This is a genomic window from Bacillus cereus group sp. MYBK14-1 (genome assembly GCF_051916885.1).
Lineage (GTDB): Bacteria > Bacillota > Bacilli > Bacillales > Bacillaceae_G > Bacillus_A > Bacillus_A cereus.
In genome coordinates, this window is the sequence record NZ_JBQAHM010000003.1 from 346,349 (window position 1) to 372,536 (window position 26,188).

A 26,188-nucleotide genomic window follows, 5' to 3' on the forward strand; every position below is an offset into this window, starting at 1 on the left:
ACTATTTGTTACGTGCGATATTCGTAATAAATTTATAACGATCTCCACGATAAATACATTTCACGTACTCTAGCGGTACCTCACCTTCTGAATATGACCATTGACGCATTACAAGTACAGGCGCCTTTTTAGGAATATGCAGATGTTCAGCTTCATTTTCCGTCGCAACGGAAGCTTCAATTGACTGAGTAGCGCTAACAAGTTTAAAGCCCAGTTTTTTCTCTAAATGTTCATATAAAGATTGTTGCAATATCTCTTCGTTAATATCTTTTACAAGAGCTGGCGACAAATATGTCGTCTCAAAAGCAATCGGTTCATCATCAGCTAAGCGAATACGCCTCACTTCATAAACCGATTCCCCCTCCTGTATTCTCAACCGGTCTGCTATTTTAGCAGTAGCTGGAACTAGGCGGAAACTAAGTAATTGACTACTTGGGTTCATCCCACGAGAAATCATGTCTTCTGTGAATCCCGTCATTCCTTGCAATTTTTGTTCCACTTTCGGAAGTTGGACAAATGTTCCAATTCCACGCTTCCGATATAAATAGCCTTGTTCCACTAAATTATTAATCGCCTGTCTGATTGTCATTCGACTCACTTCGAACTTATCACAAAGTTCATTCTCAGATGGGATTTTATCTCCCGGCTTCCATTCGCCGTCCTCAATTAGCTGTTTCACCCACTCTTGAATCTGATAATAGATCGGAAATGGTGAATACTTGTCGATGTTCATCAGCAATCGCCTCACTGCATAAAGATAGAGCTTCTTGATCAGCGATTACGGTTACATTCGGATGACGTTGTAAAACTGTAGCCGGACACTCTTCACTATATTCACCTTGCAATAATTCTTTAACAGCTTCTGCCTTTTTAGAACCCATAGCAACAAGTAGAACTTGTTTCGCTTTCATAATGCTTCCAATTCCCATTGTAATCGCATGAGTTGGCACATCTTCTTCTTTTTCGAAGAAGCGAAGGTTTGCTTGGCGTGTAGATTCTGTTAATTCAACAATGTTTGTTGGAGAATTAAACGGTGTTCCTGGCTCATTAAATCCGATGTGACCGTTTTCACCGATTCCAAGAATCTGTAGGTCAACTGGGTTAGCAGCTAGAATGCTCTCGTAACGTTTGCACTCTTCCTCTAAATCACTTGCCATCCCGTTTGGTACATAAGTTTGTTTAAATGGAAGATGATCAAACAACTGTTCTTGCATGAAATAGTGATAGCTGTTTTTATCTTCATGTGGTAAATTTACGTACTCATCTAAGTTTACAGTGGTTACACGGCTTGTATCAAGTTTATTTTTTCGCATTTCTGCATAAATACCTAATGGAGAGCTTCCTGTAGCCATTCCTAATGTTGGATTTTCTTTTGTTTTTACAACTTCTTCAATTAATTTATAACCTGCTTCTGCTAGTTCTTCTGGAGTTTTTACAACAAGAATATTCATTTAATTACTTCCCTTCCTTCATATGAATTCCTAAACGAACCGTATCATATACATGTAAATCTTCATTCATCACAACAAAGTCTGCATCTTTTCCTACCGCTAATGCACCTTTATTATTTAATCCAAACTCTTCTGCTTGGTTAACTGATGTCATCAGTACTGCATCTTCGATTGAACAACCTGTAAATTCAATTACATTTCGGAAAGCTTGATCCATTTTTAAAATACTACCAGCTAACGTTCCATCTTCTAATCGAGCACTACCATCTTTTACATGTACTGGCTGTCCGCCAAGCTCATATAATCCATCTTCAAGACCTTTTGCACGCATTGCGTCAGTAATAACACTTACTTTTTTTGGTCCTTTTAACTTATATGCTAATTTCACCATATCAGGGTGAATATGAATACCATCTGTAATTACTTCAACCATTACATCTGGATTTAATAACACATGACCAACAACTCCTGGTTCACGGTGATGTAATCCACGCATTTGATTGTATAAATGTGTTGCATGTGTAATTTTTCTATTTTTTAGTTGCCCATCAATTGCATCTGTATGCCCCATTGTGCCAACTACACCAGTTTCAGCAAGATATTGTTCAAACTCTAATGCTCCCTCTTCTTCTGGTGCATATGTTACTAATTTAATTAAATTCCCACTTGCTTCTTGCCATTGTTTAAATTGCTCAATATTTGCAGGAACGATATGTTCAAGTGGTTGTGCACCTGCACGTTTCTTTGAAACATAAGGTCCTTCTAAGTGAATATATTCGAAATGCGCTCCTTTTTCTTTTGCTTCTTTTGCAGCAGTTAACGCTGCTTCAATTGCCTCTGGAGCTTGTGTCATTGTTGTTGGGAAGTAAGTTGTAACCCCTTCTTTTAACATTTCTTTACCTAGAGTTACTAACCCATCGCTATTTGCATCCATCGCATCAATATCGTATCCACCATGAATATGAACATCGATCATACCTGGAATTACAATCTTCCCTGTAGCATCAAAAACAGTTTCATTTTCTTGTGGTACATATTGAGCCATCAAACCAATTTCTTTAATGGTTTCTGCGTAACGAATAAATCCGTTTTCCACTATTTCTTGACCTGTGTAAATTTTGGCATTGATGACAATTTGCGTTTTCATTTTCATCGATCCTTTCCCATGAATTACCTACTTGTTATTATTACCTTATTCGCCTAGTTCCATCTTAATATACACACGAGTAGTTGTCTATACATTCTAATAAAATTTCCTTTTTATTCAACAGAAAAGGAAATTTCTTACGTCTCTTATAATTATAATATATATTATTCATTTTTCCAAAAAGGGACAGTATCGCCCCCTAATATAGAAATCACTTCAATAATGGCATTAACCCGCTAGACTCTAACATAATATGTTCACCATCTGTTTCCATTTCTACTGTACTTTTATTCGTTCTATATACCATTATACCGTGCCTTTTTAAGCGTTTCACTACACTTTGGTGAGGATGTCCATACGGATTACTACTCCCGTACGACAAAATAGCAAACTGCGGTTCCACTTTTTTTATAAACGTTTCACTTGTTGAAGTATATGAGCCGTGATGCCCCACTTTTAACACATCTGCATGGACATCAAATTGTTTTAATATTTCATGTTCTGTCCGTACATCCGCGTCACCCATTAATAAAAAATCCGCTTTTCCATATCGCACCTTTAAAACAATTGAGGATTCATTATTTTCATCTTTTGATTTCCCATTGTTTAATACTTGTATAGAAACATGTGGATCCAGCGGTATATATTGTCCTTCCTTTACTGAAACGAAAGGTATCCCTCTTTTTTTTATATTATTCCGATACGTATGATAAGTAAGAGAACTATATGTTTTTCCGCTATCTAATATAAGCGATACCGGCATTTGCTCTACAATTGGAATTAACCCCCCTATATGATCCATATCGGGATGCGTACTGACAATTACATCTAAATGATTAATCCCTTTCTCAATTAATTTCTGAATAATAACCTCTCCTGCTTCATAAGGTCCTCCATCAATTAACATTGTTTGTCCATTTGGCATTATAATAAGTGTTGCGTCACCTTGCCCCACTTTTAAAAAGCTCACTTTCATTTTACTAAGATGTTGCCGATGCATATGTAAAGGAGACGTAGTATGAATGGACATCATATACCTTTTAGCTGATGCGCTATTTAAAGAAAAACATAATAAAACAGAAACTAATAATAAAATAATCCGCATACCTCTCATAACTCGTCTCCTTTTTTCATTTAGTATGGCACTGTAAATAATTGATATACAAAAAAAGCTTAGCAAAATGCTAAGCTTTTATTTCGATATCTCTTGTAAGGAACCGAAGAATAAATCTGCTTCATTCATTTGTTCATTCTCTTCAGAAAGCGGTGGTAAATCATCTAATGTTTTCAATCCAAATGTGTCTAAAAATTCTTTTGTTGTTCCGTATAAAATAGGACGCCCTGGTCCTTCTGCTCTTCCCATTTCTTTTATAAGTAAATGTGAAACCAACGTTTGTAACGCCTTATCAGTTTTAACTCCTCTAATCTCTTCCATTTCAGTCCTTGTGATTGGTTGGCGATATGCAACAATCGCTAACGTTTCGAGGGCAGCTTGTGAGAGTGAAGCAGCTGTTGGTGTATCTATTAATTTTTGATAATATGAAGCATGTTCTTTCTTTGTAGCAAAACGATATACTTTTGCATACTGTACAATTTGCAAACCACGGTTTGCACCTTCACATTCTTGTTGCATTTCTTCTAAAATATTAATTGCTTCATTCATTTCAATTTCAAGAACTTTCGCTATTTGTTCTGGATAAATCCCTTCATCACCAGAAACAAATAAAAGGCCTTCAATAATTGACTTTTGTTCTTTCCTATCCATTTCACGAGCTCCTTCCTTCTATTTTCTCATAAAAATACACATCAAAAAACCGAATCACAATTAATGCGTTCGGTTCAATATTTTTTCTCTTGTTCCAAACGATACATTAAAACATAGCATGAGATAAAATGTTGCTATCCCATTTTCACATACTTGCTCTATGCAGATTTATTAGAGCTTGATACGAAAATTTCATCAAAATTATGTTCTTGCTCAATTATGATTTGTTGATTTTTCATAAGTTCCAGAACTGCTAAAAATGTTACAACCATTATTTCACGTTCATCATCAACAAACAAATCATAAAAACTTTGGCGACCACCCTTTATTTTTAACTGTTTTAAAATATCAGTCATTCGCTGTTCAATTGGTATTTCTTGACGAGTAATACGTGTTGTTACAGGTTTTTTTGCCTTTTTACGGCGCATTAATTTTTGAAATGCTGCTAGCATATCATATAACGTAACATCAAGAGGTAAGCTTGTCTCCTCTTCTTGTTGCAACGATGTAAAGTCAATTGGTGGACGTGTATATAGCTGTGCTCTTTCTTGTTCTCTTTCTTTTAACTCAGTAGCAACTTGCTTATATTTCTTATATTCAATTAACCTCTCCATCAATTCTTGACGAGGATCATCTATAAAATCATCACCGTTATCAAGTACATCTTCTTCATGTTTCGGCAACAACATCTTACTTTTAATTTGTAATAACGTTGCAGCCATTACTAAATACTCACTTGCAACATCTAATTGAAGTTCTTTCATCGTATGCACATAAGATAAATATTGCTCTGTAATATCTGCTACAGGAATATTATATATATCAATTTCATAACGATGTATTAAATGTAACAATAGATCTAACGGCCCTTCAAAAGCCTCTACTTTAAAATTATATTGCACAAAGCATCCCACCACATTTTTTCTATAACAACATAAGTATAGAGCATACTCATGTTCTATCCAACCTTTTTAAGAAATTTAATTAAAAATAGACCGATGCCTATGTCATCATGCCCACCACTTCATATGATAACAGTGTAGTAAGAACAATGTAGGAGGTCAAAAAACTATGGGTCACGTTGATTGTGGTTTTAGCGGTGGGTTCGCATTACTTGTTGTACTGTTTATTTTACTAATTATTGTAGGAGCAGCTTGCTTCTGCTAATATGAACAATAACGGCTAGGGGGAAACCTCCTAGTCGTTTATTGTTCATATTTCTATGATACACTTATATGTATAACCGTTAGATAGGAGCGAGAAAACATGTATCCTACCGAATACATACAATTTTTAATTCATTTCCATGGAGATTATGACTATTTTGAATGCCACGAAATACTAGAAGAGTATTGGAAGACAAAACCAAGAGGTAATCGTGATCATTACTTAGTTGGTCTCATTCAAATTGCAGTTTCTTTATACCACCAAAGACGTGCTAATTGGAATGGTTCTACAAAAATGATGAAAAGCGCAATTACAATTTTAGAAAAAAGCGGTGTGCCTTTACAACGTTTAGGAATTAATCAAGTACAACTTCTTTCCTTGCTCAATGAAAGATTGCAATCTATCCATAAAAAAGAACGTTTTGTACCTTTATTTTTACCCTTATCAGATTCATCGTTAGAGAAGCAGTGCATAGAGTTATGTCAAAAACAAAACCTCTCTTGGAAAGACTTGAATGCTATCCCAGGTGAATATATTATAAACAAGCACACTTTGCGTGATCGCACAGAGGTCATCACTGAACGAAACGAACAATTACAAAAAAGAAAGCAGAGATAATAAACTACTTATCTCTGCTTTCACGAATGTATATTTTGTTCTAGCCCTTTACATTTTTCGCAAAAACTTGCTGTTTGCTCATTTCCGCAAATTGTAAACTCAAGAAATTTACTCTTTAACTCTTGAACCATCTTCGTCCCAATCCCCACATGACGGTGAGACGGGTTCACACTCAAATGCTGAATTTCTAATACTTGATTCTCTTTTTTTACAATCCCCATTATTCCAACAAAATCTTCATTTTCTTTCCACAAATACAATTGCCAATCATCTTTTGCTTCATATTCTTTCATTGTCAATTGTAATGTTTTCACATCTTTTTCAGTTGGCATAAACGAAAGAAGCCCCATTGCAATTTTTTCATAACTTTTTTTAAAACGAATTAACATAACCCTTATCCCTTCTTACAAAAGTTACAAACTAGTAATCCCCTCAATCACTCTTTTCATATCACATTCATTTTACAATATTTTCAACAGAGTGAGAAGAGTCTAAAACAACTTGATAATCATACAAAGCGAAAAGAAGAAAGTCAAATCTATGTTTCAGCACTATTCCTTTAATAAATAGAGTTAAAAAAAGAAAATTTTATATGGAATGGAAAGAAACATATCATTCAACAGCACTTCATTTATAGTTACTCTAAAGCAGCACAATTCTAGCAAAATTAATATAACAAAAAATATTTATTGAAACATATAATGTAATGTATTCTATGTAATTGGTTAAAGGTTTGTTCTCACAAGCAATATATTTTAGCAACAATACTACTTGTATGATGAGCTGTAGAAGTAGTACTCAATCTCATTAAAAATAAAAAAGAGAGCAAAAGCTCTCTTTTTCCTTACCTTATTCTTCCCAAACTTTAACTTCTTTCATTACATCGCCTTGACGCATTTTTAATACTGTTTCAATACCGCTTGTTGCTTTACCGAATACAGTATGAACACCATCTAAATGCGGCTGTGGCTCATGAACGATAAAGAATTGGCTACCGCCTGTGTTACGGCCAGCGTGAGCCATAGAAAGTGATCCTACAAGGTGTCTATGAGGGTTTCCATCAGTTTCACATGGAATAGAGTATCCTGGGCCACCTGCACCTGTACCTGTTGGGTCTCCACCTTGGCTTACGAAGCCAGGAATAACACGGTGGAATGTAACACCGTCATAAAATCCTTGCTCTGCTAATTTTTTAAAGTTTTCTACTGTTTTCGGTGCTTCTTCTGGGAAAAATTCCAAGTCGATTTTTTCACCGTTTTCCATTAATATGTATCCTAAAGTTTTCATACGTATATGTCTCCTTTCAACTATCTCAGCACTATATTACCACATTCATGACTAGAAACAAAAAGAATCCGACAATCTAGATACTTCTTTTTTGAAATGTGGAAAAAGCTAGGTGACAAATAAGAAATATATACTATAATAACTTTGTTGCCCGAAAATTTTAGAAAGAGAAAGGGAGCGATTTTTCGTGAAAACGAAATTACTAGCTCTGCTATTAGCTGTAACGGTATTTATGATGCCAACAGCTTCGTTTGCAGACATCATCGAGGGAGAATCAATTGTTACATTAGGAGAGAACTTATCTGAACAACAAAAACAAGATCTGTTAAAAGAAATGAAAGCACCGAAAGATGCTACAATTATTACTGTATCTAATGCGGAAGAACATAAATTTCTAGAAGGCATTGTTCCAAAAGCACAAATTGGTACGAGAGCAATTTCTTCTTCTATGATTACATACACAAAACCAGGATCTGGTCTTATTGTACGATCAAAGAACATTAACTGGGTAACAGATGCAATGTACACTAACGCTTTGATTACAGCAGGTGTAAAAGATGCAGAAATTCAAATTACTGCACCTTTTAAAGTTTCAGGAACTGCAGCTTTAACTGGATTAATGAAAGCATACGAAACTGCGTCCAATAAACAAATTCCTGAAGAAGTTAAAAAAGTAGCGAATGAAGAAATGGTACAAACAGCCCAGCTTGGTGATAAAATTGGTGAAGAAAAAGCAGTTCAACTTGTTGCAAAAATTAAAGAAGAAATTGCAAAAGAACAGCCAAAAACAACAGAAGATTTACGTTCATTAATTAAAAAAATTGCTGATCAACTCGGCATTACATTGACAGATGAACAGTTAGATAACTTAGTATCGTTATTTGATAAAATGAAAAATCTTAATATCGATTGGAATCAAGTTGGTAGTCAATTAAACAAAGCAAAAGAACACGTTTCTGCCTTCTTAGGTTCTGAAGAAGGACAAAGTTTTCTAGATAAAGTGAAAGATTTCTTCTCAAGTATCATTGATTTTGTTAAATCTTTATTCAAGTAAAAAAGAAGCCCGCCAGTGACGGGCTTCTTTTTTATACAAGTAACGGTAATTTCATAACAGCCTCTTCAACCGAACGCACTATATGATTTGCTTTCTCCTTTACATATGGATGGGCATGATGAAGAGTAAATGAATGCGGGGTTACTTCAAACATAGAAATATCATTGAAAGAATCTCCAATACAAGCAACTTCATTTTCTTCAATTTGCAAATGGTCCATTAGTCGCTTTAGAGCACTCCCCTTACTCACGCCTCTTGGCATAATATCAACATAGCGTTTACCTGATATAAAAACTTCCGCTTCGCCTTGAAACATATCTCGTAGCTCTTGATCTAACGTCACAATTTTCTCTTCTTCTCCAAAAACAAACAATTTTGCAGGGTGTACAGTCTTACCAAACTCTTCTTCTAACGCTTCAATTTCAGCGATATGCACGCCCATATACGCTTCAAAATTATGGTGATGTTCATTCTTCCTTTTTGTATATCGCTGCTCATTTGCACAAACAATATCCGCTAGTCCTTTTTTATGTATATATCGATATATTTCCTGGGCAACCACATTTTCAAAACTCGATTCATGAAATAAATTTCCATCCGGAAGCAACATTGTCGCTCCATTTAAGCCAGTTGTGTAATATGGGAATGAAAACCTTTTTACAACTTCATCAATTCTGTGTGTAAAGCGGCCAGAGGCAAAACAAATATTTGTCCCTTTCTCAGCTAACCAACACAGCGCACGTTCATCTTCTTTTTGCATATGATTCACATCGTAAACGAGCGTGTCATCTAAATCACTTACAAATAATTTAATCATGTCCTCTTCCCCTTCCATACACAATATCTACTCTAAGTGTACACAAAAAATGTTTGATTTTTGTTAAAAAATAATAAATTTTTGCTAAAAAAAATAAACGGGTGTATAATCCCGTTTATTTTTGTCTTTTTACATTTTGAGGTCTTACAATACTTGGTCGTACTTTTAAACTAGACATCGTTGGACGGAGTAAAATTTTTGTTAATGCGCCCCAATCAAATGGTAAAAACGGCCATAAATAAGGTGTTTGTAAACTTTTTATAGACGTTAAAAATAAAATTAATATCGTCATACCAATTACAAATCCCATCTCATGGAAGAGGCCTGTTAAAATAATAACAAACAATTTCCCAACCTTATTCCCTAATCCTAATTCATAACTCGGTGTTGCATATGCACCAATCATCGAAACTGCTACATACAAAATTACTTCTGGCACAAACAAACCTACATCAATTGCAATTTGACCAATTAATATAGCGGAAATCAACCCTGCTGCAGACGATAACGGCGTTGGAGTATGAATGGCTGCCATCCTTAAAAACTCAAGTCCGACCTCTGCCATTAACACCTGTAATAAAATTGGTAAATGCGTCATCTTAGTCGGTCCAATAAAAGCAAGATTTGCTGGCAAAAGAGTTGGATCAAATACAAACACTAACCAAAATGGTAATAAAAATAACGAGAATATAACACCTAAAAAGCGCACCCAGCGTAAAAATGTACCGACAGCTGGATTTTGTCTAAACTCTTCCGCGTGCTGTAAATGATGAAAATATGTTGTCGGTGTAATCATAGCACTTGGCGATGTGTCAACAAGTACTAACACATGTCCTTCTAGTAGATGATTTGCTGCTACATCTGGCCTTTCTGTATATCGAATAAGTGGGAATGGGTTATAGCTTTGCTTTACAACAAATTCTTCTACTGTTTTATCCGCCATCGTAATTCCATCTACATCGATGTTATTTAATTCTTGTTTTATAATCTTTACTAAATCTGGATTTGCAACATCTTGAACGTATGTAATACAAATATCCGTTTGTGATCTATCTCCTACTCGAACCATTTCATTTCGAAGACGTGGATCTCGAATTCTTCTACGGATTAATGCTGTATTTACAACGATATTTTCAACAAATCCATCCCTTGCACCGCGTACTACCTTTTCGGTATCTGGTTCTGTCGGCGTTCGCCCTGGATAACTACGAACATCGATTGCGAACGCTTCCGTTTCACCTTCCACAAATATCACGATGAGTCCTGATAATACTTGGAGCATTACCTCATCCATCGTTTTCACTTTACTTACTTGTTGATGGATTAAGCGATTCTCTAAAAGCTTCACTGTATCTTCTTCTACATCCCTTATCTCATTTGTATCCACCGCTTCTTCTAAAATAGGGATAATATAATTTGTATCACAAAGTCCGTTTACAAATAACACACCAATTTCTTTATTCAAAATTTGAAATTTACGAATGCCAACATCGTATGTAACGCCTAGTCCAACTGTCTGCTTTAAATAATTTTCATTGTCACTTATGAAAGTTGATATAGGGATATCCACTTTTTTAGGCTTCGTCATAAAAACCACTCCTTTCCAAAATTAATTGAATTGCTTTCTTCGTAATAGGTGATCCCCTCTCCCATTCATCATTTCCACACATCTTACCAATGTCACCGACTCCAACGATGACAGGAACATTCAAGTCATCTAAACAATAAATTGTATCCCCGCTAATTCTGCCAATTTCACCATCTGGAAGTCCAAATTTATCAACACCGTATTCGGTTAAATTCCCGTTCCGATCTACACTTACATCTACACGTGCCCATTCCCAATGATGCGTATTAGACGCTACCGCTAAAATACCGAGCACATCAATTTGTTTATGGGTAGCCACATATTTTAAAGCCTTTTCACCAGATCCTTCTCCAATAAATCCACTGTCATCAAACATGACAAATACAGGGTCATATGGCGTTTGCATAATAAGCTCAACAACTTTTTTCCCTGTCAATTTGGTTGGATTACTTTGTGATGCTGAAATACACCTTCCCCCAAATTCCTTCGTTAAAAGCTCAATTGTCCGCTTTGCATATTCATCTCCATCTGTGACCAAAACAACCCTTCGTCTCATTTGATTTATCCTTTCGGTTTACATATAAGTGCTATAAAAAACGAAAACAATATCGCTGCGGAAATGCCCGCAGACGTTAAACTAAACATGCCAATACCAATTCCTAAATATCCATGTTTTTCTGCTGCATGCATTGCTCCGTGCAATAGTGAATGTCCAAAACTTGTAATAGGGACTGTTGCTCCAGCACCTGCAAACTTTATTAGTTTATCGTACAATCCAAACCCATCTAAAATTGCTCCGATGACTACAAAAGTTGCCATTAAATGAGCTGGTGTTAACTTTACAAAATCTAACAATAGTTGCCCAATTAAACAAATAACTCCACCTACAAGAAATGCATATATAAAATCCACAATTCACTCTCCTTTAACTCTCTCAAATACGACACCATGTGCAATTGTTGGAATCGTTTCCTTCTGTTGCATCATCATCGGGCTTAATAATGCACCAGTCGCAACGACAAAAATTCGTTGTAAATTCCCTTTTTGCATCTCTTGTAATAAATGACCATATGTGACAACTGCTGAACAAGCGCAACCACTACCACCTGCAAACACTTCTTCTTGACTTGATTCATAAATCATCAATCCACAATCATTGTATATATGCCCAAGATCATAACCTTCCTCAAGTAAAAGTTGTTTCGCAATCGGCGTCCCAACAGCTGATAAATCACCCGTAACAATCAAATCATAATCATCGGCACTTCTTCTTAAATCTTCAAAATGTTGTTGAATTGTATGAGCAGCAGCAGGTGCCATCGCTGCCCCCATATCCAAAGGATTTGTAATTCCTAAATCTTGCACTTTTCCAATTGTAGCCGACGTAATTTTAATTGTACTTTTTTCATTGCTAATTAATATAGATCCTGCACCAGTCACAGTTGAATTTGCTGTCCCTGGCTTTTGTCCACCGTACTCTGTTGGATAGCGAAATTGTCTTTCAGCCGTTGCATTATGACTACTTACTGTAGCTAAGACACGATTTGCAAATCCACCGTCTATAAAAGCTGAGCCAACTGCTAAAGTCTCCATAGACGTCGCACAAGCGCTAAACATTCCTAAAAAAGGAATGCCCCACTTACGCGCAACATAATTTGCTGTCACTGTTTGATTTAATAAATCTCCTGCTAAAAAAAAATCAATTTGCGATGTTTTTATATTCCCTTTTTGCACTGCTTGTTGAATTGAGTCTGACATTAATCTTCGTTCGGCAAGCTCCCAATTTTCTTCTCCACAATGCAATTCATCATATGAAATATCAAATTTTTTCCCGAGAGGGCCCTCAGCTTCTTTCGGACCGACAGCAGTACCCGTTGCATTCACATATATGTCATTTTGAAATACCCACGTTTGTTTTCCGGTCAACCTCATACTAGCCCCTCCTTTAAGACATAAAAATTTTAAAGGTATACCTTATTAACCCAATGATATATGCACCAACGACCCCAAATACAATCACACTTCCTGCCAGTTTAAACATATTTGTAGCAATCCCTAGAACAACCCCTTCGCTCTTATGTTCTAAGGCAGCGCTCGCCATAGAATTTGCAAATCCTGTTACCGGTACCGCTGATCCTGCTCCAGCAAATTGACCGATTTTATCATATACACCACACCCTGTTAAAATCGCGGATAATAAAACAAGGGTTGCAACAGTTGGGTTTCCTGCCTCTTGTTCACTGAAGTGAAAATAATGTATATAAAATTTCATCAATACTTCTCCAACTGTGCAAATGAGTCCACCTACAAGAAATGCTTTGATACAATTTAGTAAATAGTTTGGCTTTGGATGATACTCCTTCACTTTATTTATGTAATCATCCCTCAATTTCTGACTTGTCATTTATATACTGCCTCCTACTTTACGAAATAAATCCAGTGAAACAACGATCCTATTACTTTCCCAAGTACAAGAGCAACGAGTAAAACAATAATCTTCCCCTCTATCCCTACTCGTTTCGCTAAAATAGGTAGAACATTTAACACCTCTGTTAATGCCGCAGCAAGCATTCCAATGAACGTGCCACAAAATATCCCTAATATAACGAGCCAATATTGCGACGTTTGAAATGTAATGTTTTTCAAACTGCACCAAGCCCCTGTTAAAGTACCTGCAATGACTGCCCACTCAAAATATTGAATATGCTTTCCACTTCTCGTTAATTGAGCTAAACGGGGGATTATACCAAGTACAGCTAAAAATGCGACATATCCGCTACCTACCGCAATCCCTCCAGCTAAACCAATTAAAATAACAAATCCAGACTCAATCATCGGCAAGTTGTTTCATATTATCCTTGTTTTCATTAACGATTACATACTGATCAAGTGACTGTTGGTATTGAAACATCTCAACTTCTAACGGACTCGGCTCTTCATTAATTCGCTTTTGAAATACATGATTAAAAAATAAAACCATCCCTAAGCCAAGACCTAAAGAATAAGGAATTTGAAATAAAAGTGGTTGTGCATTAAATTCTCCAGTAATCATGTAATATAACCGTTGATGTACTTGTTGCATACTTACATCTTCATGGAAATAAATGATCGCAAGGGCCGCTCCAATGAACAGTAACAGCCATACAAGCCCGAAAAAAATTGGGTGTGTCTTCTTTTTTTCGTATATAATTTCAACAAGAGTTTGTCCAGAACCGAGTAAATTAATTTGTACATGAGATGCTTTCTGTTGAATAATCTCAATTACTTTCATAACATCAATTACAACATGCGTCTTATCATGCGCTGTTATTTTGTAAACTATCTCATTTTGTAACAACTCAACTACGGAAGAATCTCCGGCAAGTTGAGCAACATCGCCCAGCTTTACTTCATAAGTAGGAGAAACTTTTAAACGATTGCGCATTTTAATATAAATCGTTTGTTCCAACTTTCATTCACCCCTTCACTCTTCCTCGTAGTTGTAGTATGGTTATTGAATTTTTTTCTAATACAATTTTTTCATAAAAAAACATCTGCACCATTTCGGTACAGATGTTTTTTACTTATGCCTTTTTCTTAAATAAGTTTGCAATACTTAATGCAAGCCCTCCCCAAATGACTACTATTCCAATAACCATCATCATAATCGCTGATCCACTCATTATGAAACACCTCGATCTTTCCATTCTTTTTCAAGCTTGGCAGAATCCGAATGAATTTGTGCATCCCATTTTTTCAGGCCAATGATTATTGCAACTATGAGGAATGCTGCTGCTATCGACCAACCATACGTTACAACAAACTCAGTCGGATAATCTCCATAATTCTTTTTAATATTTTGGATTGTACCATCAATTAGCATATACCCTAACATAAGTGGAGTAATAACGAGTAAACTCACTCTCCAAAACATTCCTAATTTAATATCAGATACAAAGTTGGCATGATTTTGATAAACTGGTAAACGACGTAAAATGAGCCCTATCGTAACTACTTCCGCAAGTGCAATTGTAATTAATCCGAAATTATTAGCGAAATAGTCGACAACATCTAAGAACATAAGCCCACCACGTGTTGCAAATACAAGAGAAACTAACACGAGAAGGGTTCCCATAATTCCAATGGTTTTTTCCCGACTTAAACTGAATTTTTCAGATACAGCGGCAAAACATACTTCTGCGAGTGAAATAAGTGAGGTGATTCCAGCAACCGTTAACGATAAGAAAAATAATACACCAAACAACGGTGACATCGGCAATTCATTAATAATTTGTGGAAATACTACGAACGCAAGCCCAACGCCAGCACTTGCTACTTTATCAACCGGTACTCCCATATTATTTGCCATGAATCCAAGAGCTGCAAAGACCCCAATACCTGCTAATAATTCAAATCCTGAGTTTGCAAATCCAGTAATAAAGGCATTATTTGTTGTATCCGAGTTTTTCGGTAAATAACTAGAATACGTAATCATAATTCCAAATGCTAAAGATAAACTAAAGAATATTTGACCATAAGCAGCAAGCCATACTTTCCCATCAAAAATACGACTCCAATCTGGTTTAAAGAATGCATCTAGTCCTTGCATAGCGCCTTCCATCGTCACTGCACGAACGACGATAATAAGAAACATAACAACTAATAAAGGAATAAATATACGGTTAACAACTTCGATTCCTTTTTTAACTCCTTTAAATGCAACGCCAAGCACAATAATCCAAACGAGAGCTAACGGAATTAATACTTCCGGTACAAGTCCTCCAAATTGTCCTGGCTTATCTGCAACATGTAAGTACTCTTTAAATAAAAATGATTGCGTGTCTTTTCCCCATGCTCCAGTAATTGCAAAGTATGTATACGATATAGACCAAGCAATAATCACTGCATAATATGTTGAAACGATAAATGTTACGCACATTTGCCACCATCCAATAAATTCGGCACGCGGGCTAATACGGAAAAATGTAAGTGGTGCTGAACCACGATGACGATGACCAAGGGCAAACTCAAACGCTAACAATGAAATACCAGTCGTTAATAATGCAAATAAGTACGGTAAAAAGAATGCTCCTCCTCCATTTTCATACGCTGTATAAGGAAAACGCCATATGTTTCCTAATCCAACGGCAGATCCGACCGCTGCAAAAATAAATCCAGCTCTCGTTCCCCATTGTTGCCTCGTTTCCATGTTTCCTTCCCCCTTTATGACAAGTTCATACTTGGATTATATTTTAAATTAACTAAATTATCAATAAATTCTGTTAATTTTTGAGAAAATTAACATCTCTCTCCTATTAACAGCATAAAAAAATCGAATAGACAATTATTCGTCTATTCGATCTTTCATCTGTTTTAATATTTTCTTTTCAAGTCTTGAAACTTGTACTTGCGAAATGCCTATGCGCTCTGCTACTTCTGATTGTGTCTGATCTTTATAGTAACGCAAGTATACAATTAAGCGCTCTCGTTCATCTAGTTCTCTAATCGCTTCTTTTAAAGCAATTTTATCGAACCATTTCGTTTCAGATTGATCTGCAATTTGATCTAAAATAGTGATTGGATCTCCATCGTTTTCATATACAGTTTCATGTATAGATGAAGGGGCCCGGCTCGCTTCTTGTGCTAGCACAACTTCCTCTGGCGTTAGTTCTAGTGCCTCTGCCACTTCATTAATCGTTGGAGCCCTTCCGAATTCTTTCGAAAGCTCATCTCTCATCTTTCGAATTTTGTTTCCTGTTTCTTTTAAAGACCTACTAACTTTCACTGATCCATCATCACGTAAGAAACGTTGTATTTCACCAATAATCATTGGAACTGCATATGTTGAAAATTTCACGTCGAAAGATAAATCAAATTTATCTACCGATTTCAAGAGCCCAATACATCCAATTTGAAATAGGTCGTCTGGTTCGTATCCTCGATTAAGAAACCGCTGTACAACCGACCAAACAAGGCGCATATTACTTTGAACGATTGTATCTCTCGCTTGTTGATCTCCATCTTGACTTTTTTGAATTAACGCTTTTAGCTCGTGGTCCTTTAACTGAGGTTTCTTCTTCTCATTTTTGACCTCTATGTCCATAGGCTATTCTCCTTAATTGCATAGAGCGTTACTATTTGATAAGTATTTTGTCAAATGGATTGTTGTCCCGAAAGATTCGTTTGAAATAACTTCTACTTCATCCATAAAATTTTCCATGATAGTAAATCCCATTCCGGAACGCTCTAATTCAGGTTTAGTTGTAAAAAGGGGTTGTCTCGCTTCATCTAAGTTAAAGATTCCAATCCCTTCATCTCGAATCGTGAGTTTCACCATTGCTTCTTCCAAAATTACAGAAATATAAACAATACCTTCTGCATTTCCTTCGTATCCATGAATAATTGCATTTGTAACCGCTTCTGACACAACTGTTTTAATCTCCGTTAATTCTTCCATCGTTGGATCTAGTTGTGCAATGAAAGCCGCCACAGTAACGCGAGCGAACGATTCATTTTGACTTAATGCTGAAAATTGAAGGTTCATTTCATTTCTCATCTATGCCACCCCCAACGTCGCGAGCGCGTGCGCTTCACTTTCTTCTAAGCGAACGATTTTGAATAAGCCCGACATTTCAAATAAACGCTTAACAGGCGGTGAAATTGCACAAACAACCATTTCTCCACCTAATCCCTTTACGTGTTTATATCGGCCTAATATAACACCTAGACCAGAACTATCCATAAAAGATAAGTTCTCTAGGCTCAAAACAATATGATGAACACCATGTGTCTCAATCATATCTGTTACTTTCGTTCGCAACTCTTCAGCCGTATGATGATCTAATTCACCCTCTAGTCTCACACATAGGACGTCACGTTTTACTTCTAATTGCATGGAAAGACTCACACGATTTCCTCCTTATGCTCAAACTTTACTTATTCACATACATAAAGATTTTCGTGATACAAAATAAGAATCCTTCCTGCTGACAAAAGAAGAACTATTTCGTCATAAAGTGAAACCTTTCAGCATTATTCACTTACATACGAATAGAAAAGCGGCAAAATATTTGCCGCTATTTTGATGTTGAAAACATCCCAAAACTTCTTTTAAATAACTCCCACCAGCTCGCTGCAGCAACATCTTCTTTTGCTACAATTGTTTGTTTTAATAAAACATCTTTATCTTTTTTAATAACAAGTGTACCAAGCGCGTCACCTTTTTTAATCGGTGCTTTTACTTTCTTTTCAGCAATTACTTCTTGTTTTACCTTGTCCATATTCTCGCCCTTCTTCATAAGAAGAGAAACATTATCTGATGCAACTAAATCTACTTTTTCTTTTTTCCCTTTCCCTACTTGAACTGTCTTAATTTTTTCGCCACGCGTATACAATTTCTTTGTCATATATTGTCCAAATGCATAGTCAAGAAGCTTCGTCACTTGGTTGTTCCGTTCTTTTGATGTTGGTGCTCCCATGACAACTGAAATGACACGCATGCCATTTTTTTCAGCCGATGCTGTTAAACAATATTTCGCTTCTGTCGTAAAACCTGTTTTTACTCCATCTACGCCAGGATAAAAACGTACTAGCTTATTCGTATTAACGAGCCAAAACTTTTTATCCGTATCTTCACGTAAATAATCTTCGTACTTACCTGTGTATTTACGAATAAGTGGATACTTCATCAATTCTCTCGCCATTATAGCCATATCATTTGCTGTCGAATAATGGTCTTTGGCCGGAAGACCTGTTGGGTTTTGAAAATGTGTATTTTTCAGCCCTAAATCTTTCGCCTTTTTGTTCATCATATTTACAAATCCTTCTTCTGAACCTGCGATATGCTCGGCTACCGCAACAGATGCGTCATTTCCAGATGCAATTGCAATACCCTTTAACATCTCATTTACAGTCATCTCTTCCCCAGGTTCTAAAAAGATTTGCGATCCACCCATTGAAGCTGCATGTTCACTCGCTCTAACTTTATCGGTCAGTTTTAGTTTTCCTTTTTCAACTTGTTCCATAATTAAAAGCATTGTCATAATCTTTGTCATACTAGCAGGTGGTAATTTTTCATTTGGGTTTTTATCAAATAAAACTTTACCTGTATCTTGCTCAATTACGATTGCTGACGACGCTTGTTCCGCTAACTTCGGCGTTGTTTCTTCTGTTTTCTCCTGCTTCGTTTTTTCAGATTGCGCAAAACTCACTGAAGTTCCAGAAAGCAATAACATGAAACAAACAAGTATTCCAAAAACTCGCTTCATGACTAACCCTCCATTCTATATCAGACCTATTTTTTCCAATTCTCCTTTTTTTAATACCAATTTTTTCTATTATTTTCAGTTGACAAATACATTCGTCCCCTATATTGTATTAAATGTATTACACATAGTAGTACACTTAATACATATGAGGAAGGAGACATTGCTCTTGCATATTCAACTTGACCCAAGAAGCAACACTCCGATATGGGAACAAATTGTTCAAAATATAAAAGAACTCGTATTGAAAAACATGTTGGCTCCAAGTGATAAACTTCCTTCTGTACGCGAACTCGCTTCTTTACTCGTTATAAATCCAAATACAGTGAGTAAAGCGTATCAAGAGTTAGAGCGACAAGGAATTATTGAAACGTTACGAGGAAAAGGAACATTTGTATCCCAATCGATTACCCCAACATTAGACGAAAGGAAAATCGCTATGGTTGAAAAGCAATTTCATCAATTACTATTAGAAGCCTCTTATCTTGGTGTTCCAAAAGATAAAATTCATGATTGGATAGATTCATACTATAAAGAGATTGGAGGAAATACAGATGCTGAAAGTGACAAGCCTGAAGAAAACAATTGATAATCAAACGATTTTAGACGATGTTTCTTTCACATTGCAAAGAGGGAGTATCATCGGATTACTTGGAAGAAACGGCGCGGGAAAAACAACTTTATTACGAACGATAGTCGGCATTTTAGACCCAGACGAGGGAACTGTTACATATGAGGATATCGACATCCATAAAAATCCTGAAACGAAACAAAAAATCGTATATGTTCCGGATTCTACTAACATACTGAACGGTTATACAGTAAAAGAAATCGTAAAGTTTTATAAAGAAGTTTATACCGCATTTGATGAACCATATTTCTACGAACTATTAGAACGTTTTAACTTACCAAACAAACGAATTCGTAGCTATTCAAAAGGCATGAAAGCACTGCTCGCCATCATTTTAGCTGTTGCTGCACAGGCAGAATATATTATTTTAGATGAACCGACAAATGGACTTGATCCTATCGTAAAAAGGAAAATTTTACAGTTTCTCGTTGGAGAAGTTGCAGAAAAAGAGATTACCATTTTCATATCTACCCATCATTTAGATGAAGTGGAACAAATTGCAGATACAATCATTATATTAAAAGGCCATACTATCTCGTCTATTACATCACTAGACGATGCAAAATCACGATTTGCAAAAATACAAGTAGCTTACGAGCGTTCATTACCTCAAAAACTAGAAAACTTAAGCAATATTAAAATATTAAATCAAACGGGAAAAGTATATACAATCTTAATTGAGGGAAATGTGGCTACAACACTCGAGAAGTTTTATAAAGAACAACCACTGCTCATTGAGGAATTAGCCATGTCGCTCGAAGATATTTTTATCACAACGTTTGAGGAGGATTCACATGTTTCATAAAGCTTTATGGATAAGGCAATGGAAGCAAGGAAAATATATAATTCTATTATTTTGGTTAATTAGTTTATATCAACTACCTTATAAATATTATCAAGAAGCGCAAATGCAGCTAAAACAATCAAAAATGAAGTTTGATGACTATGCATATTACTACTCCTACTATTTTCACGCATCTGATGGTGCCGTCCTCTTTCAAGGAGTTACTCTTATTGCACTTGCTTGTCTTTTAATTGGGTGGGAACGTAACAATCAATCAACTGATTTTCTCTTCTCGATGCCTTTTAAACGAAAAGATATTTTTTTAACAAAATGGTGGCTTGGTGTTTTGAATATTATTACAGTGCAAATTGTTTGCTGGATTAGCATGTACGGAATAAAGAACATGTCGTTTCACAATGAGTATCAAATCTTTACTCCGTTCTATAGTTACTTTCTATATGCTACCGTTGTACTTATCGCTATTTATACATTCACCTTATTTATTGGAACCATTACTGGACATATATTCTCTCAAAGTAGTTTAACTATCATTCTATTATTTTTACCATACGGTTTTGGATTGTTAATTTCCGGATTCATTTATTCCCATACACAATGGTCTTTAGATGCAATGGGAGAAATAGAGCAACGTACTCATGAGTACTTACAACATATAGATATCATTTCACCATTAGAATCTTTTTCTATTACTTATGATTATCACCCGATAGAAACATTTGATGACTATGGCAATAAACTTTCTAGTGTACCACAGGACAATCCAATGGAGCATACTTCTGTACCTTCTCCTTGGACACTATTAACACCATTTGCTTACATCATTATCTTTTTATCAATGGCAACCTTTCTATACACACGTACACCAAACGAACAAAACGGAAAAATACTATTGTTTCCTAACTTGCAAAAATGGTTCATGATTTGCACTGTTCTATGCTTCGGACTGCTTGGCGGTAGAATATTAGGCGGACGAGATGCACTTCTGTCTTATTATGTTGGATTTTTCCTATTCGCTATCATAAGTTACTTCATTTTTACACGTCTATTAAAATTGAAGTTTGCTTTTGGAGGGAAATAAACATACATTAAGGTAATGAATACATGTTTCAAAAAGCATTATAGATGTGAAACTATAAACACGTAACAATGGCATTAATAGAAGCTGACAAAAAAAGTCATACAATGACAAAAGAAAGATGTTATGAATTATTTAACTCTTATATGAACTAAATAAAAAGGCATTGCACAAGAGCAATGCTTTTTATTATATATCCCTATCTAAATAAAGAGGTTATTTCACATTCTCTCTCCTATCCCCATACACCATCTCTTCTTTCATTCCAAATCCATCACCATTTTGCGCAATTTGCTCTGTCGGGGCAACTACACTTTCGGCAATTTTCCATTCCCCACGCTCTTTTACGAATACTTGTAGAAAATAGTTCATGCCATCTAATTGATATGCATTTTCTTTTTTCACATTATAGTGAATCGCAATGTAGTACACTTGAATGTTTTCTTTCCCTATTTTTGATACGTATTGCGATAGTCTCGGTATATAAAGTGCTGCTTTCTGAAAAGATAGTTGCTTCGCTTTAACAAGCGATGAACTTGTTACATTACGTAATGTGTCCCGATTACGAATATTATCGCTATGGTGGAATAATACTGCGTTTTGCATAGAACGAACCCATAATTTCGAATATAAGACTGTATTATCATTTTCAATGTACTTCACTTCTTTTCGCACTACTTGGATAGGCGTATCTGCGTACGTGAATGTTTGAAAACAGAAAAAACCACCAAATAAAATGGTAAGTGCAGCAATATATTTCATAATCTTTCCTCCGATCTTTTAATTAAAGTATCGGAGTTTCAAAATATTTTTATTCAAAAGAAAAAGGATAGGAATGCTTTCGCTTCCTATCCTCATTTATTATAATACGCGGCCAAATAGTTCTAAGACCATTTCTATTTCTTGGTCGCTCCAACCTTTAAATCTCTCTTTATAATATTCTTTACGCACAGCTTCAAGTTTTTCAGTTACTTCTCTTCCGTGCTCTGTAATTTCTAAGTACACGATTCGACGATCTGAATTAGAACGTTTTCTTTCTACTAATCCTTTTCGTACGAGACGATCTGTAACAGCTGTAATATGACTGGAGGTTACGTTTACTTCACTCGCAATTTGCGAAGCCATCTGTGGACTGTTTAAAAATAACGCACGTAATACAGAAAATTCATTATATGGCATATGTTCTGCAAAACGTGTATTAATATCATTTTGTAATAAACGTATCATTTTTCGAAATGATGCAGATAAATCTAAAATCAGCGTTTCTCTTTTTTCGTTCAATAGCCTCGTCCCTTTTTTATCATATTTACACATATTATAATCTATAAATACCTATGTTGTATATGCTTTCTTTCCTCAACATTCTCATTTATGTAACTTTTTTCATATAAATTTCTTTTTTGTTCACACATATACATATAAAAAGGATGGTGATGGAAAATGCAGGGTGGAATGAATCCTTATTTACACAACGTACGCACTGCTAATACTGGTAAAGAAGCTACTATTACTGTACAAGGAGAAGGTGTTGTAAAAGCAAAACCGAATGTTGTTATATTAACACTCGGCATTCGAACAGATGATAAAAATGTAAAACAGGCTCAAGAAGAAAATGCAGTGCAATCCAAACAATTGCTGGATGCACTTAAACAGCTTGGTATTGCCGATAAAGATATAGAGACGATTTCTTATACAATTACTCCTCAATACGAATATGTAAATGATAAAGCATTGCTGCAAGGATACCGCGTGGAGCATTTGTATGAAATTACCGTTTTAAATGTACAAAAAGCTGGGGAAGTATATGATATAGCCGTTTCAAATGGTGCAAATGTAGCAAAAGGTTTACGTTTCCGAGTATCTCATCCAAATAAATATTATGAGCAAGCTCTCATTCAAGCTCTGCACCAAGCAGTAGAAAAAGCTCGTGCTATTGCGAGTACATATAATTTAAATATTAATCCTGTTCCCCTCTCATTCGTTGAAGAATCTGCCCAATTACCAAGGGAGGTTACGTCTTATGCTACTTTACATGCGCAAGCAGCTCCACCCATTCAATCGGGAGAGTTAGAAATTATTTCAACAATACGGGCAATTTTTACGTATTTATAAATAATTTCATTTATAAGTAAACGTTATCATTTTCCTTGTTGTAAAAACATGATGTTCTGATATAATAAAGGACGGTGAGCTCTTACGAAAGAGATATCACGGGTGGGAGAGGGATATGAAAAAGAAGGTTTAACATGAAAGGAATACTTGAAAGAACATTTAAATTAGGTTTACACGAAACATCACCAAAACAAGAAGTTTTAGCTGGAGTTACGTCATTTTTCACGATCGTATATATTATGATTGTAAATGCATCAATTTTATCCGATGCTGGCATTCCTCTTGAAGCTGGAATTTTAGCAACTGTTTTCAGTTCATTTGTCGGATGTCTACTCATGGCATTTTGGGCAAATGCACCTGCTATTCTTGTCCCTGGTATGGGTGTAAATGCATTCTTCACGTACACAGCTGTGCATACGCTTGGACTAACTTGGCAAGAAGCATTGGCTGCTGTCTTTATCTCTGGTATTATTTTTGCAATTGCCGCTTTTACACCAATCGCTCGCGTGCTATCAGTATCAATTCCAAAGTCATTAAAGGAAGCAATTACTGTCGGCATCGGATTATTTTTAGCGTTTATCGGATTGCAAAAAGGTGGCTTAGTCGTTTCGAACCCAAATACTGCTGTTGCAATGGGTAAATTAAGTAACCCTGTCGTTCTTGCGACCGTGCTTACTCTTATCGTTGCACTTGTACTATTTATTCGTAACGTACGTGGAAACTTTTTATGGACGATTGCAATAGGAACTGGTATTGCATGGCTATTTGGCCTTGTTGATACAAGTCAAATCGGAAATAGTTCATTCTCATTCGCTAATTACGGCGATGTGTTTGGAGCTATGTCATTTGGCAAACTTTCTTCCTTACCGTTTTGGATTGCAACATTCTCCTTAAGCATGGTGCTTATTTTTGAGAACATGGGACTTCTGCACGGTTTATTAGAAGATGACCGTAAATTCCCACGTGCTTACCAAGCCAATGCAATTTCAGCAATGACATGTGGTCTATTTGGCACAAGCCCTACCGTATCAACAGTAGAGAGTGCCGCAGGTATTACTGCAGGCGGAAAGACAGGTCTGACGTCTATCGTTACGGGGTTGTTATTCTTTGCATCATTGTTTGCACTTCCGTTTGTCAAACTAATTCCTGATAGTGCCATTGCACCAATCTTAATTATTATTGGCGGCCTGATGATTACAAGCATTCAGCAAATTCCTCTGAACGATTTTTCAGAAGGATTTCCAGCGTTCTTAATTATCGTCATGATCCCGCTCACATATAGTATCGCTGATGGCATTGCGTTCGGATTTATTGCTTACCCTATCTTAAAAGTTGCTCTTGGAAAGCGTAAAGAAGTCGCACCATCTATGTATATCATTACATGCTTATTCTTAGCTATGTTTGTATTACATGCTATTGGTTGAAAAAAAACACCGAGGAAATCCTCGGTGTTTTTTTACTTAAACCATCCTTTTTTATAAAACCAGGCCATCATTCCGCCGCCAATTAATGCCATTAGAAGAAGACAAATAAAATAACTATATTGTCCACCAAGCTCTGGCATATGCGTAAAGTTCATTCCATATACTCCCGCAATAAATGTTAATGGCATGAAAATAGTCGAGAATACAGTTAATGTTTTCATAATGTTATTCATATGATGTGAGTTTAATGAAAAATAACTATCCCGAATATCCGCCGTTAACTCTCGACTTGCCTCAATCATTTCCGTAAGTTTAAGTAAATGATCATGTATATCTTTAAAATAAATCTCATGATCACTTATACCGTAAAAACGAGTGGAATTCAAAATACGATACAATAAATCACGCATTGGAATAATTGTACGTCTTAACTTAGATAAATCTGCCCTAATATCAAATACTTCTTCTAGTACGGCTCCTGCTGTCTCACCTGTTAAATTATCATCAATCGCATTTAAATGATCTTCAATGTAATATACAGGTGCGAAATAATCATCTACAATTTGATCAGTGATCGTATGTGCTACATGTAAAGGTCCTTTCTTAATCCGCCTCTTCTCACCAAGTGTTTTCCATACTCTTTCAATTGCATTATTATGAGAAAAATGGAAAGAAACAATATAGCGATCACTAACAAACAAATCAATTTCATGTGGTTCTAGCCCATCTTCTCCAAACGCGTGAAGAACTAAAAAGTTATATCCATCATAAAAATCAACTTTTGGCCTCTGTACGTATTCTAGACAGTCTTCAATTGCAAGGGGATGGAACTTAAAATGGTCTTGCAGAATATATGTATACTCTTCTTTCGTTGGCTTATATAAATCTAGCCAATACCATACAATATGGTCTTTCTTTGTTTCTTCTAGAGAAACATCATATAATACTTCATCTGTTTTTGTTACTGCACAAATTCTAATCATAATTTCACCCATTATTATTAT

General features: G+C 35.8%; 33 protein-coding genes. 8 read left to right on the plus strand and 25 right to left on the minus strand.

From position 1 onward, the window contains the following. Nucleotide 1: 1 nt before the first annotated feature. From phnF to scpA, 6 genes are all read right to left on the minus strand, one after another. Complete coding sequence (phnF, locus tag ACTFR3_RS11355; protein ID WP_021727649.1) at nt 2-733, minus strand: phosphonate metabolism transcriptional regulator PhnF; 732 nt, start codon at nt 731-733, stop codon at nt 2-4. Continuing rightward, nucleotides 663-1,451 carry a glucosamine-6-phosphate deaminase gene (nagB, locus tag ACTFR3_RS11360; RefSeq protein ID WP_001024210.1) on the minus strand — a complete coding sequence of 263 codons (789 nt, stop codon included), beginning with the start codon at nt 1,449-1,451 and terminating at the stop codon, nt 663-665. Before nagB ends, phnF begins: the two co-directional genes overlap by 71 nt. 4 nt (nt 1,452-1,455) lie before the next feature. Then, nucleotides 1,456-2,598 (minus strand): N-acetylglucosamine-6-phosphate deacetylase, encoded by a 1,143-nt coding sequence (nagA, locus tag ACTFR3_RS11365; protein WP_006928115.1) that lies wholly within the window; start codon nt 2,596-2,598, stop codon nt 1,456-1,458. 211 nt (nt 2,599-2,809) lie between these two features. Next, complete coding sequence (locus tag ACTFR3_RS11370; protein WP_001214830.1) at nt 2,810-3,712, minus strand: ComEC/Rec2 family competence protein; 903 nt, start codon at nt 3,710-3,712, stop codon at nt 2,810-2,812. A gap of 78 nt (nt 3,713-3,790) precedes the next feature. Next, a complete protein-coding gene (gene scpB / locus ACTFR3_RS11375) occupies nt 3,791-4,363 on the minus strand; it encodes a segregation/condensation protein ScpB (RefSeq protein WP_000375168.1) in 573 nt (190 codons plus the stop codon). Between the two features lie 158 nt (nt 4,364-4,521). After that, a complete protein-coding gene (gene scpA / locus ACTFR3_RS11380; protein ID WP_001199753.1) occupies nt 4,522-5,265 on the minus strand; it encodes a segregation/condensation protein A in 744 nt (247 codons plus the stop codon). A 169-nt stretch (nt 5,266-5,434) separates the two neighbouring features. On the opposite strand from scpA, the gene ACTFR3_RS11385 reads away from it, so the two are divergent. Next, nucleotides 5,435-5,530 (plus strand): YjcZ family sporulation protein, encoded by a 96-nt coding sequence (locus ACTFR3_RS11385; RefSeq protein WP_000510194.1) that lies wholly within the window; start codon nt 5,435-5,437, stop codon nt 5,528-5,530. Nucleotides 5,531-5,629: 99 nt separating this feature from the next. Continuing rightward, nucleotides 5,630-6,148 carry a DUF309 domain-containing protein gene (locus tag ACTFR3_RS11390; protein WP_000283597.1) on the plus strand — a complete coding sequence of 173 codons (519 nt, stop codon included), beginning with the start codon at nt 5,630-5,632 and terminating at the stop codon, nt 6,146-6,148. A 20-nt stretch (nt 6,149-6,168) separates the two neighbouring features. On the opposite strand, the gene ribT is transcribed toward ACTFR3_RS11390, so the two are convergent. Both ribT and ACTFR3_RS11400 read right to left on the minus strand, forming a co-directional pair. Continuing rightward, a complete protein-coding gene (gene ribT, locus ACTFR3_RS11395; protein WP_000908401.1) occupies nt 6,169-6,537 on the minus strand; it encodes a GNAT family N-acetyltransferase RibT in 369 nt (122 codons plus the stop codon). A 460-nt stretch (nt 6,538-6,997) separates the two neighbouring features. Continuing rightward, the gene (locus ACTFR3_RS11400) at nt 6,998-7,435 is read right to left on the minus strand and encodes a peptidylprolyl isomerase (RefSeq protein WP_000853782.1); all 438 of its coding nucleotides are present in this window, start codon (nt 7,433-7,435) and stop codon (nt 6,998-7,000) included. A gap of 187 nt (nt 7,436-7,622) precedes the next feature. Between ACTFR3_RS11400 and ACTFR3_RS11405 the strand changes: the two genes are divergently transcribed. Further along, the gene (locus ACTFR3_RS11405; protein ID WP_000850515.1) at nt 7,623-8,489 is read left to right on the plus strand and encodes a DUF1002 domain-containing protein; all 867 of its coding nucleotides are present in this window, start codon (nt 7,623-7,625) and stop codon (nt 8,487-8,489) included. A 31-nt stretch (nt 8,490-8,520) separates the two neighbouring features. Here the strand turns inward: ACTFR3_RS11405 and ACTFR3_RS11410 are convergent, their stop codons facing one another. The 14 genes from ACTFR3_RS11410 to dacF all read right to left on the minus strand — a co-directional run bounded on the left by ACTFR3_RS11410 (nt 8,521) and on the right by dacF (nt 19,140). Beyond that, nucleotides 8,521-9,324 carry a Cof-type HAD-IIB family hydrolase gene (locus ACTFR3_RS11410; RefSeq protein ID WP_440044427.1) on the minus strand — a complete coding sequence of 268 codons (804 nt, stop codon included), beginning with the start codon at nt 9,322-9,324 and terminating at the stop codon, nt 8,521-8,523. A 97-nt stretch (nt 9,325-9,421) separates the two neighbouring features. Continuing rightward, nucleotides 9,422-10,894, minus strand: coding sequence for a spore germination protein SpoVAF (gene spoVAF, locus ACTFR3_RS11415; RefSeq protein ID WP_000165595.1), 1,473 nt, complete (start codon nt 10,892-10,894; stop codon nt 9,422-9,424). Then, nucleotides 10,881-11,450, minus strand: a complete 570-nt coding sequence (locus tag ACTFR3_RS11420) for a stage V sporulation protein AE (RefSeq protein ID WP_001254415.1) — start codon at nt 11,448-11,450, stop codon at nt 10,881-10,883. The genes spoVAF and ACTFR3_RS11420 overlap by 14 nt, the downstream gene beginning before the upstream one ends. Before the next feature lie 5 nt (nt 11,451-11,455). Beyond that, on the minus strand, nt 11,456-11,806 hold the full coding sequence (gene spoVAE, locus ACTFR3_RS11425; RefSeq protein WP_000345916.1) for a stage V sporulation protein AE: 351 nt from the start codon (nt 11,804-11,806) through the stop codon (nt 11,456-11,458). Between the two features lie 3 nt (nt 11,807-11,809). Next, nucleotides 11,810-12,826 carry a stage V sporulation protein AD gene (spoVAD, locus tag ACTFR3_RS11430; RefSeq protein WP_440044428.1) on the minus strand — a complete coding sequence of 339 codons (1,017 nt, stop codon included), beginning with the start codon at nt 12,824-12,826 and terminating at the stop codon, nt 11,810-11,812. A 13-nt stretch (nt 12,827-12,839) separates the two neighbouring features. Then, a complete protein-coding gene (gene spoVAC, locus ACTFR3_RS11435) occupies nt 12,840-13,298 on the minus strand; it encodes a stage V sporulation protein AC (RefSeq protein WP_211477808.1) in 459 nt (152 codons plus the stop codon). 14 nt (nt 13,299-13,312) lie between these two features. Beyond that, nucleotides 13,313-13,729: a stage V sporulation protein SpoVAB gene (spoVAB, locus tag ACTFR3_RS11440; protein ID WP_078439078.1), complete on the minus strand. Its 417-nt coding sequence runs from the start codon at nt 13,727-13,729 to the stop codon at nt 13,313-13,315. Continuing rightward, nucleotides 13,722-14,342, minus strand: coding sequence for a stage V sporulation protein AA (locus tag ACTFR3_RS11445; RefSeq protein ID WP_000438369.1), 621 nt, complete (start codon nt 14,340-14,342; stop codon nt 13,722-13,724). Before ACTFR3_RS11445 ends, spoVAB begins: the two co-directional genes overlap by 8 nt. Before the next feature lie 115 nt (nt 14,343-14,457). After that, nucleotides 14,458-14,556, minus strand: a complete 99-nt coding sequence (locus ACTFR3_RS11450; protein WP_000016826.1) for a methionine/alanine import family NSS transporter small subunit — start codon at nt 14,554-14,556, stop codon at nt 14,458-14,460. Then, nucleotides 14,556-16,082 carry a sodium-dependent transporter gene (locus tag ACTFR3_RS11455; RefSeq protein ID WP_000450086.1) on the minus strand — a complete coding sequence of 509 codons (1,527 nt, stop codon included), beginning with the start codon at nt 16,080-16,082 and terminating at the stop codon, nt 14,556-14,558. The genes ACTFR3_RS11450 and ACTFR3_RS11455 overlap by 1 nt, the downstream gene beginning before the upstream one ends. Before the next feature lie 135 nt (nt 16,083-16,217). Then, entirely contained in the window at nt 16,218-16,976 is a 759-nt protein-coding gene (gene sigF, locus ACTFR3_RS11460; protein ID WP_000350729.1) for an RNA polymerase sporulation sigma factor SigF, read from the minus strand. 12 nt (nt 16,977-16,988) lie between these two features. Further along, nucleotides 16,989-17,429 (minus strand): anti-sigma F factor, encoded by a 441-nt coding sequence (gene spoIIAB, locus ACTFR3_RS11465; RefSeq protein WP_001243398.1) that lies wholly within the window; start codon nt 17,427-17,429, stop codon nt 16,989-16,991. Then, on the minus strand, nt 17,430-17,780 hold the full coding sequence (gene spoIIAA, locus ACTFR3_RS11470; protein ID WP_000059135.1) for an anti-sigma F factor antagonist: 351 nt from the start codon (nt 17,778-17,780) through the stop codon (nt 17,430-17,432). Nucleotides 17,781-17,949: 169 nt separating this feature from the next. After that, nucleotides 17,950-19,140: a serine-type D-Ala-D-Ala carboxypeptidase DacF gene (dacF, locus tag ACTFR3_RS11475; protein WP_000831998.1), complete on the minus strand. Its 1,191-nt coding sequence runs from the start codon at nt 19,138-19,140 to the stop codon at nt 17,950-17,952. 166 nt (nt 19,141-19,306) lie between these two features. Here dacF and ACTFR3_RS11480 point away from each other — a divergent pair, with 166 nt between their 5' ends. From ACTFR3_RS11480 to ACTFR3_RS11490, 3 genes are read left to right on the plus strand one after another with little or no spacing between them, the layout of a single operon-like run. Continuing rightward, nucleotides 19,307-19,726: a GntR family transcriptional regulator gene (locus ACTFR3_RS11480; protein WP_078439079.1), complete on the plus strand. Its 420-nt coding sequence runs from the start codon at nt 19,307-19,309 to the stop codon at nt 19,724-19,726. Then, a complete protein-coding gene (locus ACTFR3_RS11485; protein WP_439962054.1) occupies nt 19,692-20,573 on the plus strand; it encodes an ABC transporter ATP-binding protein in 882 nt (293 codons plus the stop codon). The genes ACTFR3_RS11480 and ACTFR3_RS11485 overlap by 35 nt, the downstream gene beginning before the upstream one ends. Next, complete coding sequence (locus tag ACTFR3_RS11490; RefSeq protein ID WP_048655586.1) at nt 20,563-21,651, plus strand: ABC transporter permease subunit; 1,089 nt, start codon at nt 20,563-20,565, stop codon at nt 21,649-21,651. Before ACTFR3_RS11485 ends, ACTFR3_RS11490 begins: the two co-directional genes overlap by 11 nt. Nucleotides 21,652-21,864: 213 nt before the next feature. On the opposite strand, the gene ACTFR3_RS11495 is transcribed toward ACTFR3_RS11490, so the two are convergent. Both ACTFR3_RS11495 and ACTFR3_RS11500 read right to left on the minus strand, forming a co-directional pair. Continuing rightward, nucleotides 21,865-22,410: a hypothetical protein gene (locus ACTFR3_RS11495; protein WP_440044429.1), complete on the minus strand. Its 546-nt coding sequence runs from the start codon at nt 22,408-22,410 to the stop codon at nt 21,865-21,867. A gap of 99 nt (nt 22,411-22,509) precedes the next feature. Next, on the minus strand, nt 22,510-22,929 hold the full coding sequence (locus ACTFR3_RS11500) for a MarR family winged helix-turn-helix transcriptional regulator (RefSeq protein WP_001003307.1): 420 nt from the start codon (nt 22,927-22,929) through the stop codon (nt 22,510-22,512). Nucleotides 22,930-23,088: 159 nt separating this feature from the next. Here ACTFR3_RS11500 and ACTFR3_RS11505 point away from each other — a divergent pair, with 159 nt between their 5' ends. Together ACTFR3_RS11505 and ACTFR3_RS11510 are read left to right on the plus strand one after the other, a co-directional pair. Continuing rightward, the gene (locus ACTFR3_RS11505; protein WP_001161449.1) at nt 23,089-23,760 is read left to right on the plus strand and encodes an SIMPL domain-containing protein; all 672 of its coding nucleotides are present in this window, start codon (nt 23,089-23,091) and stop codon (nt 23,758-23,760) included. Nucleotides 23,761-23,894: 134 nt separating this feature from the next. Beyond that, nucleotides 23,895-25,184 carry an NCS2 family permease gene (locus ACTFR3_RS11510; RefSeq protein WP_000676248.1) on the plus strand — a complete coding sequence of 430 codons (1,290 nt, stop codon included), beginning with the start codon at nt 23,895-23,897 and terminating at the stop codon, nt 25,182-25,184. Between the two features lie 32 nt (nt 25,185-25,216). Here ACTFR3_RS11510 and corA read toward each other — a convergent pair whose 3' ends face one another. Continuing rightward, the gene (corA, locus tag ACTFR3_RS11515; protein WP_002026281.1) at nt 25,217-26,179 is read right to left on the minus strand and encodes a magnesium/cobalt transporter CorA; all 963 of its coding nucleotides are present in this window, start codon (nt 26,177-26,179) and stop codon (nt 25,217-25,219) included. Nucleotides 26,180-26,188: the final 9 nt, after the last annotated feature.

What these genes read in the sequence shown, in the direction of transcription:
- ACTFR3_RS11495 (WP_440044429.1), bottom strand. Translation starts at nt 22,410, where the DNA reads ATGAAATATATTGCTGCACTTACCATTTTATTTGGTGGTTTTTTCTGT.
- ACTFR3_RS11410 (WP_440044427.1), bottom strand. Translation starts at nt 9,324, where the DNA reads ATGGAAGGGGAAGAGGACATGATTAAATTATTTGTAAGTGATTTAGAT.
- ACTFR3_RS11420 (WP_001254415.1), bottom strand. Translation starts at nt 11,450, where the DNA reads ATGAGACGAAGGGTTGTTTTGGTCACAGATGGAGATGAATATGCAAAG.
- spoVAD (WP_440044428.1), bottom strand. Translation starts at nt 12,826, where the DNA reads ATGAGGTTGACCGGAAAACAAACGTGGGTATTTCAAAATGACATATAT.
- ACTFR3_RS11455 (WP_000450086.1), bottom strand. Translation starts at nt 16,082, where the DNA reads ATGGAAACGAGGCAACAATGGGGAACGAGAGCTGGATTTATTTTTGCA.
- ribT (WP_000908401.1), bottom strand. Translation starts at nt 6,537, where the DNA reads ATGTTAATTCGTTTTAAAAAAAGTTATGAAAAAATTGCAATGGGGCTT.
- sigF (WP_000350729.1), bottom strand. Translation starts at nt 16,976, where the DNA reads ATGGACATAGAGGTCAAAAATGAGAAGAAGAAACCTCAGTTAAAGGAC.
- ACTFR3_RS11485 (WP_439962054.1), top strand. Translation starts at nt 19,692, where the DNA reads ATGCTGAAAGTGACAAGCCTGAAGAAAACAATTGATAATCAAACGATT.
- ACTFR3_RS11370 (WP_001214830.1), bottom strand. Translation starts at nt 3,712, where the DNA reads ATGAGAGGTATGCGGATTATTTTATTATTAGTTTCTGTTTTATTATGT.
- phnF (WP_021727649.1), bottom strand. Translation starts at nt 733, where the DNA reads ATGAACATCGACAAGTATTCACCATTTCCGATCTATTATCAGATTCAA.
- spoVAB (WP_078439078.1), bottom strand. Translation starts at nt 13,729, where the DNA reads ATGATTGAGTCTGGATTTGTTATTTTAATTGGTTTAGCTGGAGGGATT.
- dacF (WP_000831998.1), bottom strand. Translation starts at nt 19,140, where the DNA reads ATGAAGCGAGTTTTTGGAATACTTGTTTGTTTCATGTTATTGCTTTCT.
- ACTFR3_RS11385 (WP_000510194.1), top strand. Translation starts at nt 5,435, where the DNA reads ATGGGTCACGTTGATTGTGGTTTTAGCGGTGGGTTCGCATTACTTGTT.
- ACTFR3_RS11505 (WP_001161449.1), top strand. Translation starts at nt 23,089, where the DNA reads ATGCAGGGTGGAATGAATCCTTATTTACACAACGTACGCACTGCTAAT.
- ACTFR3_RS11450 (WP_000016826.1), bottom strand. Translation starts at nt 14,556, where the DNA reads ATGAGTGGATCAGCGATTATGATGATGGTTATTGGAATAGTAGTCATT.
- corA (WP_002026281.1), bottom strand. Translation starts at nt 26,179, where the DNA reads ATGGGTGAAATTATGATTAGAATTTGTGCAGTAACAAAAACAGATGAA.
- nagA (WP_006928115.1), bottom strand. Translation starts at nt 2,598, where the DNA reads ATGAAAACGCAAATTGTCATCAATGCCAAAATTTACACAGGTCAAGAA.
- spoIIAB (WP_001243398.1), bottom strand. Translation starts at nt 17,429, where the DNA reads ATGAGAAATGAAATGAACCTTCAATTTTCAGCATTAAGTCAAAATGAA.
- ACTFR3_RS11510 (WP_000676248.1), top strand. Translation starts at nt 23,895, where the DNA reads ATGAAAGGAATACTTGAAAGAACATTTAAATTAGGTTTACACGAAACA.
- spoVAF (WP_000165595.1), bottom strand. Translation starts at nt 10,894, where the DNA reads ATGACGAAGCCTAAAAAAGTGGATATCCCTATATCAACTTTCATAAGT.
- ACTFR3_RS11490 (WP_048655586.1), top strand. Translation starts at nt 20,563, where the DNA reads ATGTTTCATAAAGCTTTATGGATAAGGCAATGGAAGCAAGGAAAATAT.
- ACTFR3_RS11390 (WP_000283597.1), top strand. Translation starts at nt 5,630, where the DNA reads ATGTATCCTACCGAATACATACAATTTTTAATTCATTTCCATGGAGAT.
- nagB (WP_001024210.1), bottom strand. Translation starts at nt 1,451, where the DNA reads ATGAATATTCTTGTTGTAAAAACTCCAGAAGAACTAGCAGAAGCAGGT.
- spoVAC (WP_211477808.1), bottom strand. Translation starts at nt 13,298, where the DNA reads ATGACAAGTCAGAAATTGAGGGATGATTACATAAATAAAGTGAAGGAG.
- ACTFR3_RS11400 (WP_000853782.1), bottom strand. Translation starts at nt 7,435, where the DNA reads ATGAAAACTTTAGGATACATATTAATGGAAAACGGTGAAAAAATCGAC.
- scpB (WP_000375168.1), bottom strand. Translation starts at nt 4,363, where the DNA reads ATGGATAGGAAAGAACAAAAGTCAATTATTGAAGGCCTTTTATTTGTT.